This is a genomic window from Proteiniclasticum sediminis (genome assembly GCF_018128025.1).
GTDB classification, from domain to species: domain Bacteria; phylum Bacillota; class Clostridia; order Clostridiales; family Clostridiaceae; genus Proteiniclasticum; species Proteiniclasticum sediminis.
On sequence record NZ_JAGSCS010000063.1, the window covers coordinates 1 to 792 of the forward strand.

Below are 792 nucleotides of genomic sequence, written 5' to 3' on the forward strand. Positions count from 1 at the left end.
CTTCTGCCTTCCTTTCGGCAGGTGCGGCACTCTGCGGTTTCCACATAGACCTCCACGAGCTTCATGGATGCCGGCGTATATTCAATTTCCGTCCGGAGATATTTCTTGCCGGCAGGAAACAGTCTGTCTCCATCCATGGAGCAGACTCGGTCTTCATCCGAAATCGTATAGAGTTTTTCCTCTCGTGGCAGATTGTGGAGTGCTTTCTCCCGGGAATACCCCTTTTTGGTGGCCTTCTGACGAAGATCCGGTTCTTCTTGAACATCGGCACCCGTTTCGGCTTCATTGAAGAGGCCCAGATCTTGACTCAGCTCAGGATTAAGGATCTCATCCAGCACAATCTGGCCGGTTAAGGCGGCCATTTTTTCACTCTTCGTGCCGAATAGCTTTTTGGTGAGATACTCAATCTGCTCCCGCAAAATTTTTGACTCAGCACCCATCTCTTCGATGGTTTTTCGAAGGGACTCGATGGTCTTGTTCTGTTCTTTAATGACCTCAATTAATGCGGAAGTTTCCGAAGCCTTCATGTCGTCCTCTCCTCAATCTTAAGATATTGAAAATCTACTTTAATTATATCATAAATGCAACTCAATTGCACGAAAAATATCGCTGACCCCTTGATTTCTCAAGGTATTCAGCGAATCAGAGCACTCTCTTCTTTTCGAGGGGGTGGATAACTTTCTTCTGATCGACGGAGAGTCCCTCCAACAGCCAACGATACTGCTGCGGGGTGATTTCCCGCGCCTCATCTTGGCTGCGAGGCCATTGAAAACTTCCGTTTTCCAAGCGTTT

At 47.7% G+C, this 792-nt stretch carries 2 protein-coding genes; both read right to left on the reverse strand.

Translation table 11 applies throughout. The annotated features are described in order from the left end of the window. Nucleotides 1-527 (reverse strand): IS66 family transposase (locus KCG48_RS14530; protein ID WP_456239173.1); only part of this gene is annotated, 527 nt, incomplete at its 3' end. A 115-nt stretch (nt 528-642) separates the two neighbouring features. Continuing rightward, nucleotides 643-786 (reverse strand): IS66 family insertion sequence element accessory protein TnpB, encoded by a 144-nt coding sequence (tnpB, locus tag KCG48_RS15125; protein WP_408004754.1) that lies wholly within the window; start codon nt 784-786, stop codon nt 643-645. Nucleotides 787-792 lie beyond the last annotated feature (6 nt).